The 10,422-nt window shown below is 65.9% G+C and carries 3 protein-coding genes; 2 read left to right on the top strand and 1 reads right to left on the bottom strand.

Annotation, left to right across the window (positions count from 1 at the left end):
• Positions 1-143: 143 nt before the first annotated feature.
• Complete coding sequence (locus VNH11_08740) at positions 144-6,080, bottom strand: tetratricopeptide repeat protein (protein HVA46446.1); 5,937 nt, start codon at positions 6,078-6,080, stop codon at positions 144-146.
• A gap of 281 nt (positions 6,081-6,361) precedes the next feature.
• On the opposite strand from VNH11_08740, the gene VNH11_08745 reads away from it, so the two are divergent.
• Together VNH11_08745 and VNH11_08750 are read left to right on the top strand one after the other, a co-directional pair.
• Positions 6,362-7,081, top strand: coding sequence for a hypothetical protein (locus VNH11_08745; GenBank protein HVA46447.1), 720 nt, complete (start codon positions 6,362-6,364; stop codon positions 7,079-7,081).
• A gap of 248 nt (positions 7,082-7,329) precedes the next feature.
• Positions 7,330-10,422, top strand: a 3,093-nt coding sequence (locus VNH11_08750; GenBank protein HVA46448.1) for a hypothetical protein, incomplete at its 3' end; no start/stop codon positions are given.

The raw sequence follows: 10,422 nt of genomic DNA on the forward strand, positions 1-10,422 counted from the left end.
ATAGCCCAGGGTACACGCAGCGGAACCCTGGGTATCGGTGGCGCCAAACTCCTTCACCCCAACGGGGTGAGACTCCGTGGGTGGCGCAACCAGGCGGGGCTAAGAAACGGCTGTCCTTGCGACGGATGTCGGGCTTCATACTCTCACCTCGCCTCCTCCACGAGCCGCGCCAAATCGTTCTTGATCCGTTCGAACACCGAGGTCCAATCGCCTCGCGCCGTTTGCCGATAGAGCCGCATCGTGGGATACCAAGGCGAATCGTCCCGCGCGAGCAGCCAGCGCCAGTCGGCCGAATAGGGCAGCGCCACCCACACCGGCCGGCCCAGCGCCCCGGCCAGATGCGCCACCGCCGTGTCGGAAGTGATCACCAGATCGAGATTCATCATCACGGCGGCCGTGTCCATGAAGGCCCCTTGCGCCTCATCGACGTCCGGCCCCAAGTCGGCGATGGGCAATTTTGGATTTTCGATTTTCGATTTTGGATTGGCCGCGCGCAGAGCCGCCTGTTCCGCCTGGTCCTCGCCGGCGTGTCGGCCGCCGTGCATCCGCACGAGCTGCTCGTGCCGAACGCCTTTTTGCAAACCGATCAAGCGCACGCCGGGCAAGTCGGCCAACGGCGTCAAGCAAGCCACCGGAAAGGAACGTTGGCGATCGCCCTGATAATGGGCGTTTCCCTGCCAGTTGACGCCAATGAGGAAGGGAGGGGTTGGGAGTTGGGGATTGGGGGTTGGGTTGCAGGGTGGGACCAGCGAGCTTGCGAGCGCCGGCCAACCATCTGCAACGCCGCTCTCGGTGGGCCGGCGCTCGCAAGCTCGCTGGTCCCACCCTACAAGGAGGCGCTCACGCCAAGACTCGATCAATTCGGGATCGGCCGACAAATACGGGACCTGGTTGGGAATCGTCTCCAGCGTCGTGCCGAACATCCGCGGCAAACTCAACAGCGGCATGTGGTAATCGAACTCCGGCAGCGGTCCGCTCTCGGTGACAACCTGATCGATGCCGGCCACGCGGTTGAGCAGGCGGGTCATTCTTGACTGGCAGCGGACGACGACGCGCGCACCGCGCTGTTTGAGCAAGGCGGCGTAGCGTATGAACTGGATCGTGTCGCCCAGCCCCTGTTCGCAATGCACGAACAACGTTCGCCCGGCCAGATCGCCGACTGATTTTGGATTGTCCGTTGACAGTTGTGCGTGGTCCCAGCGGGGCTGAGCAAAGCGCTTCTCGGCCGCGGGCCGGGTCTGAAACCGCCATTCATACTCTTGCCAGCCGGGAAGCAGGTCGCCTTGCAACAGGCACGCGAAGCCGCGATTCAGGTGCGCATCGGCATAGTCGGGCTTCACCGCGATGGCCCGCTCATAGGCTGCGATGGCTTCCGCCGGCCGGCCCAGCTCGCGCAGGGCGATGCCCTGGTTGTTCAGCGCTTCGGGATAGTCGGGACGCAACTCGAGTGCCCGCTCGAACGTGGCCAGCGCCTCTTCGTAGCGGCCTTCCATCGTCAAGGAGATGCCCAGATTGTTATGCGCCTCGACGTAGTCCGGCTCGATCGCCAGTGCCCGTCGATAGGCGGCGACGGCATCGCCGTAGCGCTGCAGGTGGGCCCAAGTGATGCCCAAGTTGTTGTGGGCCGCGGCGAACTTGGGCCGGCGCCGCAGCGCGTCTTGCAGACACTCGATCGCCTGCCAGTAGCGCTGCTGACGGCAATAAGTAACGGCCAGATTGTTCGAAGCGTCGGACCGCCGTGCGTCTCGGCGCAGCAGGCCCTGCAGCGTGGCCGCCGATTCGTCCAAGCGGCCTGTCTCCCGCAGTGCCACGGCCAGATTGACTTGAATGTCGCCGTCGTCGGGGTCGAGCCTGGCGGCCTCGCGATAACTGGCCAGGGCGGCCTGCCAGTGGTCCGTTGTCCGTTGTCCGTTGCCTTCGGCCAGCAAACAGTTGCCGAGATAGAAATGTGCCCGTGCCCAGTGCGGCCGCTGGCGAAGGGCCTTGCGGAAATAGGCAATCGCTTCCGCATGCTCGCCGAGGCCGGCCAGCGCGGAACCGAGATTGAGCAAGGCTTCCGGATAGCGCGGCCGTCGTTTGAGCGCCTGGCGAAACTCGGCAGCCGCATCGCGGCCGCGGCCCAGACGCATCAAGGCGCTGCCCAAGTTGTTGTAAACGGCCGGATCGTCGGGCGCCGTCGCCAGGGCCCTCTCGAAGAGCGCCAGCGCGCCCTCGGCGTCGCCTTGCTCGATCGAAGCGGCGCCTCGAGCACAAAGCCCGTCGGCCTCGGCGCAGTGCGGGCCCGTCGGGCGGCGTTCGTCGCTGAGAATGTCCCGAATTTGCCCGGTGATCCGCTCGCATACATCCGTCCATTCACCGCGGCGAGACTGCCGGAACAACCGCGCGGTCGGAAACCAGGGGCTGTCGCCGCGGTCGAGCAGCCAGCACCATTCGGGCACGACCGGAAGGGCCGCAAACAGCGGCACTCCCAGCGCGCCGGCAAGCCGGGCGCAGACACCATCGGTGGCGATGACGAGGTCGAGGTTTGCGATCAGGGCGGCCAGGGCCGGGGCAGTCATCACGCTGGCGCGTGATGCGTCACCCGGAGCGTGATGACTACGCTCGCTCAAATCGATGACGCGGACGCCCAGCACCTCGGCCAGCGATTCGATCCATTCTTTCGGCGCCGCGCCGTCGCGCGCGTCGCAGCGCCAATCGACGCCGATCTTGAAGCCGGACAAAGGGGCCAGCTTGCGTCGCCACTCTTCGACGAGCTCGGGAGCGAGACGCAAGAAGGGGAGGCCCGCGGCCTGCTCCGGGCCCGGCGAGCCGAGCAGCAAGGGCAGATCGCCCAGCGGCAGCGAGAGGTCGGCCTCAGGCGGCTGGCAACGGCCGGCGAACACGCGATCGACTCCCCGACAGCCGCCGACGATGGTCTCGTGCCCGGCCGGGCAGCGGACCCAGACCGTCGTGCCCCGCGCGTTGGCCACGGCCGCGAAGCGCAGCAAAAGCAGCGTTTCGCCCAGGTCGTCGCCGGCGGTCAGCAACAGACGTTTGCCGTGCAGTTGTCCGTGGTCCGTGGTCCGTGGTCCGTCGCCACTGACCACGGACAACGGACCACTGACAGCGGACGAATAGTCGCCCCAACCTTGCTCGAAGTCTCCGAGCGACAGGTGAGTCATCGCGCGTTGGCGGCGGGCCTCGTGAAAATCGGGCTGCAATTCGAGCGCGCGGCCGTAGGCCGCCAGGGCCTTTGGGAACTGGGCCTGCTGGCGAAAGACGTTGGCCATGCCGAAATGGGCTTGTGCGTAGCGCGCATCCCGCTTGAGCGCCTGCTGAAAACGATCGAGCGCCTGGCACCACTTGCCCTGCGCGGCCAGCACGTTGCCGAGGCTGTAGTGCGGTCCGGCGGCGCCGGGCAACTGGCGCAACGCGCGGCGCAGCTCTTGCTCGGCCTGTTGCGGCTGGCCCAGGCCGGCCAAGGCCGCGCCCAGACTCACGCGCGCCTCGGCGTTGCGCGGCGACAACCGCAGACAACGGCGAAAACAGGCCGCGGCCTGGTCGAGGCGGCCGAAGCCGGCCAGCGTGGCGCCCAGATTGTAGTGCGCCTCGGCGGACCGCGGCGCGAGCCACAAGGCGCGGCGGAAATGGAGCAGCGCCTCGCGACGCCGGCCGGACTCGGCGAGTTGAACGCCACGATCGTTCAGGAATTTTGGATTTTCGATTTTGGATTTTGGATTGTAGGGTGGGACCAGCGAGCTTGCGAGCGCCGGCCCACCATGATCGGCGTCGTTCGTTGGTGGGCCGGCGATTGCTCCGCAATCTTGTCCCACCCTACCAGCCTCCATTTGCAGATTTGCAATTTGCAATTCGCAGTTTGCAATTTCCCCTCTGCCCTGTGCCCTCTGCCGTGTTCCCTTCCGCCGCCTCGCCAATTCGGCCAGCTCTTTTCGGATGCGGCGAAAGACGCCTGGCCAGTCGCCGGGCGCGGTCTGGCGGAAGAGCCGCATGGTGGGATACCAAGGCGAGTCGTCGCGCCCCAGCAGCCAGCGCCAGTCGGGCGAAAAGGGGACCGCCATCCACACCGGCACACCGAGCGCGCCGGCCAGATGAGCCACGGCCGAATCGGAGGTGACCACGAGGTCGAGGTTCTTCATGATGGCCGCGGTGTCGACAAACCGGCCGTGGCGCCGGTCGACCTCGCCCACGGGTTCCGAGACATCAAAGGCGTCGGCCACATGGAGGAGCTGCTCGGCGCCGTGCCCTTTCTGCAAGTTGATCAGCCGCACGCGCGGCAGGCCGGCCAAGGCGGCGAAGTGCGCCAGCGGCAGCGACCGCTGGCGGTCGGCCGGGTAGCGCGGGTTTCCTTGCCAGGCGATGCCGACCAGGAAGTCGTCGGGCGTCAGGCGATTGGCGTCAGGCGCGCCAGAATTCTCACGAATCGCGCCGGAATTCTCACGAATTCTGCTACCGCGGATTTTGTCGAGCTCGGCCCGCCAGGCTTCGACGAGCCGCTCCTCGACGGAGAGGTAAGGCACCGTGTTGGGAATCGTTTCCAGCGTCGTTCCAAAGATGCGCGGCAGGCTCATCAGCGGAAGCTGAACGTCGAAGTCGTCGCAGACCGAAGGAACGGGTGCGTCGGCTGCCAAGCACCCCGCGGGCCGCTGCGGCATCGGGCTGCCTCCCCCGGTTCCGTCGCCCGTCAGCAGCCGATCGACGCCCGCGACGTCTTTGAGCAGGGCGGCCAGTTGCCGGGGCACGCGGACGACGACGGTGGCGCCTCGCGCTTTGACCAGCGGCGCATAGCGGATGAACTGGATGGTGTCGCCCATGCCCTGCTCGGCGTGCAGCAAGATGGTCTTGCCGTCGAGCGGCCCGCCGTTCCAGGCGGGCGGGGCGGCCGCTGTTTGGCGGGCGAACTCGTGGCGTTCGAAATCGCGGCATTGCCAGCGGCACTCGTATTCGGGCCAGCCGCGCTGGAAGTCGCCGTGCAAGAGGAACCACAGCGAGCGGTTGCGGCGGACCTCGGGAAAATCGGGTTTGAGATCGAGCGCGCGGTCGTAGTCGGCGGCCGCCTCGGCATAGCGCGCCCGCGAGACCAAGGCGCTGGCCCGGTTGTTGTGGGCCTCGGCGAAGTCGGGCTTGATCGCCAGAGCCCGGCCATATTTTTCGAGGGCCTCATCGAACCGCCCGGCGGCGGCCAGCGCGATGCCCCAGTTGGAAAGCAGGGCGGCGGAGCCGGGAGCGAGTTCGTCTGCGCGGCGGAAGTAATCGAGCGCCCGCTCGGGGCGGCCGTCGAGCGTCAAGGCGGTGCCCAGATTGCTGAGCGCCATGAAGTGCCTGGGCTGCAGCCGCAATGCGTCTTGGCAGCATTGGACGGCCTCGGCATAGCGCAGCGCGTCCTTCAGGGCGGCGCCGAGCTGGAGGTGGGCCTCGGCGTCGTAGGGCGTCAGTTCCAGGGCGCGCCGGAAGGCGTCGATGGCCTCGTCGAGTTTTCGTTGGGCGGCCAGCGTCGCGCCGAGCTGCAGGTGCGCCTTGGCCAGGTGGGGCGCGGCGCGCAGCACCCGGCGAAACTCGTCGGCGGCCTCGTCGAGCCGGCCGGCGGCGCGGAGCGCCAGGGCCAGGTTGAAGCGTGCGTCGGGGAAGGCCGGGTCCAATCGCAAGGCGCGCTCGAAGCAGACGACGGCCTCGGCGTAGCGGCCCTGTTCGGCCAGGCAGCTCGCCAGGTTGTTGTGCGGCTGAGCGCCCGTGGGCCAAAGCGCGATGGCGCGCTGAAAACGGTCGGCAGCCAGTTCGAACCGCCGCAAGCGGGCCAAGGCGATGCCCAAATTGTTGTGCGTGGCGCCGACGGTCGGGTCGAGCTCGACCGCGCGCTCGAGCAGGGCGACCGCTTCGTCGAGCTTGCCCGACTGGCCGAGCAGCATGGCTTGGCGGTTGAGCTGTTCGGCGTCGAGTTGGTCGAGCGACGAAAAGGGGTTGGGGATTGGGGGTTGGGGATTGGGGCCAGGGGACTCTCGATCGCGGATCGAACCGTGCGTGGGCAGGGTGTGAGCGCGGGCGTCGTGATCGGGCGCCTGCCGGTCGTTACACGATTTGGCCACGGTGGCCATCGGACCCTCGCAAGTAGAGTTACCGCGAAACGACGTAGTTATCTGCGCGGGCGCGAAAAAGTCAAGCGGCCCGTGGAATTTTGGATTTTGGATTTTGGATTTTGGATTAGTCCGTGGTCCGTGGTCCGTTGATGAGGGATGAGGGATGAGGGATGAGGGATGAGGGATGAGGGATGAGGGATGAGGGATGAGGGATGAGGGATGACGAAATTCGGGCCGGCATTTGCTATACTGTGCGCTTTGTACCAGGTTCTGGTTTAGCGAGGTGATCCATGAGTGCCACGAAAGAGATCAAGACCCTCTTGCAAGAGCTGCGCCAGCAGTTGGACGAAGAATCGCAAGCCAAGGTCGAGCCGGTGTTGCGGGCCATTCTGGAGTCCGCCAAGCCCCGGACGGTCACCGAGGTCGAGTATCGCAGCGATCCGAAGGACAAGGCCGAAATCGAATCGCTGCGAACGGCGCTGGCCTCGAAAGACGAGGCCATGCGCAAGCTGCAAGCGAGGCTGCCCGGCCCCACGCCGCTGCTGGACCACCTGTCGTTCGACGAACTGGTGAACGAGCTCGACGAGAAGGGGCAGGCGTGGTGCGAATGCCTGGCGGCGTGCGTGATACTCGCCGAGCGGAACGACGCCTTTCGCCGCCGGCGGAAGGTGTTTTTGGACCGCTCGTTGCGAGTGGCGCGGGTGAACTTGGGCAATTACCTGAAACACCTGGAGCGGTGCGATCGCGTGGACAGTCCGAAACTGATGGCCATCCTGGACGAGAACTGCCTCCGGATGCTGAACCAGATTGCCGACGAGATTGACGCCGCGTGGGGAATTCGGGTCGACCTGGAGATGCCCTTGCTGGTGACGACGGCCCGAGTCAAGGCGGCGGCGACCCAAAACGTGGTCGTGGTGGGAGGAGCGGGTGCGCCGGCCAACGGCGCGCCGCCAGCGCGTCCGGTCGCCGCGGCGAAAAAGCCGCCGCGCGGCCGCCGACGTGCTCGATAAGGGACGAGGGATGAGGGATGGTCTTGGCTCAATTTGCCATGTCCTGAACCCTGAACCCTGAACCCTGGACCCTGAACCCTGAACCCTGAACCCCCCATCCGGCACCCCCCGAAAAAAAATTCGATTGGCACGCGAAAAGTGCTTGCAAGCGCGGCGGACTTTGCTAGCCTGAAACACCGAGACGCGCCCCCTTCGATCGGGGCGCGGCCCATTTCCTCTGGTGCGGTTGTCAATGGAGGGCCATGACCGTGTCGCTGCCGTGTTCGAGTTGGCGCAAGTTGCGTGAGTGGTGGGATTCGCTCTGCGAGGCGATTCGGGCCACGCTCGAGGTCCGCGGCTGGCGGCGCCCGGGCGTCGGGCGGTTCGGCCGCGCGGCGCAAGCCACCCGCCGCCGCCGGCCCAAGAAGCCGCGCCGGCCGCGGAACCGCATGCTGCGGATGCTGATCTACGAAGGACTCGAAGCCCGCCGCGTGTTCAGCATGGAACCCGACGGCGACTGGGCCGTGATCACGGGACTGAGTTTTCCCAAGACCATCTACATCGACGAGCAGACGGCCTACGTGACCGTCGACTTTGGCGACACGGACTCGCAGGCGAATCCGCCGATCATCGATGGGAGTCCTGAGAGCTTCAGCGTCGTTTGGAACATCGCGCACAGCAGCGGCACCGAAGAGCTCTACTTTCAGAAAACCGACACGGACGTCGAGCCCTCGACCGACACGGTCGGTTTTCCCGTCGACGGGCTGGGTTATTACACGATCTCGGTGGCTGTGACCGACGTGGGGGAAGGCGGCACGAGTTCCGTCCTCACCGCCGTTTGCGTTGCGTCGCCGCCGACCGACGTCAACGTCGGGCAGTATGTTCCCCCGACCAGCACCGGCCCGGCGCCGATCGTCGAAGGCGCCGGGGGTGCATTCACCGTCGGCTTCATTGACAACGACGACCCTCCGCATGAACAGGGAGGGGAGCCCGATAGCTTCAGCTATTCCTGGGTGGCCACCGACGACAACGGCACGACGCTGGCCACGGCGGTGACCCCGGATCCGAGCTATTATTATGCCGCCGGGGAAGCCACGCACGTGAACCTGGCCTGCACCGTGATCGACGACGACGGGCTGAGCGCCACGGGCTCGACGTCGTTCGACGTGGGCGGGGTGCCGCCCTCGAACGTGCAAATCGCCACGCCCGCCAGCGCCCACGAGTGGGACACCCTCACGCTCACCGGCACGTTCGACGATTTCGACGCCGTGAGCGACACCTTCAACTACAATTGGAGCGTCAACGGCCCCGGTGGCGCGGTGAACGGCACCGCCAACGGGAACGCCTACACCTTCGCCGCGGGTGAAGGAGACGGGACCTACAACGCCCAGTTCATCGTCACCGACGACGACAACTTGAGCGCCACCGGCACCGCCAGCTTCATCGTGACGGGCATCCCGCCCACGAACGTCGGCGTGTCGGCCAACCCCGCCGCCGTCTACGAGTACCAATCGCTGACGCTGGCGGGCAGCTTTTCCGACGTCGATAAGTCGAGCTCCGGCGAATCGTTCACCTACAGTTGGACCGTCAAGGATCCCAACGGCGACGACTTCGCCAGCGGCAGCGGACTGACGCTGACCCTGCAAGCCGGCAGCATTCCGGGCACCTACACCGCCAGCTTCACCGTCACCGACGACGACAACCTGAGCGCCAGCGGCAGCGGCACGTTCCTGGTCAATCCGCCCAGCATCACGGCCTACGGCTACGGCATCTTCGACATCAAAGACGTCGCTTTCGACGACAACGTGGCCAGCTTCAGCGAGTCGCACGCCTACGGCGGCCACAGCTACCAGGCGTTCATCAACTGGGGCGACGGCCAGACCAGCGGGGGGACGGTGATCGACGACGGCAGCGACCCCGCCGCCGGCACCGCGACCGGGCACGTGACCGGCGAGCACGAGTATCAGCAGGAAGGCGTGTACGCCATCACGGTGATGATCGTCGATCAGAACTACTACTTCGACAAGCAGTTGGACTACCTGATCGGCTTCGGCGAGAGCTTCGCCAAGATCGCTCCGACCGACGAAGACGAATACGTGGAGACGGCCGCGGCCAGCGGCTACAACGACGTCTTCATCGGCGCCAACAGCGGCACGCCGAACTTCAGCGCCGGGACCTACTCGACGGGCGTCAGCGGCGGACCGCTGATCTTCACCTACATCGACGCGCTCACCGAAACCTACGCCACCGCGCTCGACACGCAGATCGCCACGCTGGACTCGATGAACGCCAGCGCGCAGGGCACGTTCAACGGAAAGAGCCCCTCGCTGGCCACCTTCTCCGTCGCCACCTATACGGCCGGCGACAGCGGCAGCCAGGCCTTCACGCGCGCGGAAACCTATGCCGACCTGGGCGTCTACCTGGTTAAGACCGACACCGGCGGCGGCGCCATCAGCGACAACAAGAACTACAGCAGCTTGACTTATACTTGGACGCAAAACGACACCGACAACAACGCCGACTTGGAGACGGGGGTGGTGCTGTTGATCGCGCCGCCGCCGGGAGAAGACGAGACGCCCGAAGAGGTCGATGAGTTTTTGCAACAACTCGACGACGCGGGCGTCGTCGGCCCCTTCACCTTCAGCGGCACCGACAACATCACCACGAATCTCTCCGAAGGCGGCTACTACGCCCCCCTGCTCGACCCCGGCTATACCCGCACCACCACCATCACCGACATCCAGGCCAACACCCAGACGGGCGGGCAGGGGCCGATGATCTATACGCAAGTGGACAGCGAGAACGACGCCGACACGATCGTCGAGATGCACGCCACCGACACGGGCGAGTTCACCATCAGCGAAGCCAGCACCAACACCGCCATCAATGCCCGAAACGAAACGAACCAGTCGCTGGCCACGGCCGACAACTCGACCAACGTGGTCAGCACCGGCATCTATAAAACCGGCACCGAAGAAGGAACGTACACGCTCACGCAGACCGTCGTCGACAGCACCGACTCGACCGTCGTCGAAACCGATCAGACCGACACGACGAGCACCGTCACCAACGGGACCGACACGAAAACCACCGTGCAAACCGGCGACGCCGGCAGCGGCATTTACGGCGCGGGAGTGGGCGGCGGCGGACCGACCACGGTCATCGTCGAGGAATCGAACCAAGGCTTCTCCGCCAACTCCACCGCCACCACCATCGCCAGCGAGACCGAAACCCGCGGCGGAAACGATTACACCGGCGACTACAACTTCCTGGTCGACACGATCGACGACACCACCAGCAACGAAGTCGACACCAACCAGACCGACACCACCAGCATCAGCGAAAACATCGACACCGACACC

The organism is Pirellulales bacterium (assembly GCA_035533075.1).
In the GTDB taxonomy this organism is placed as follows: Bacteria; Planctomycetota; Planctomycetia; order Pirellulales; family JAICIG01; genus DASSFG01.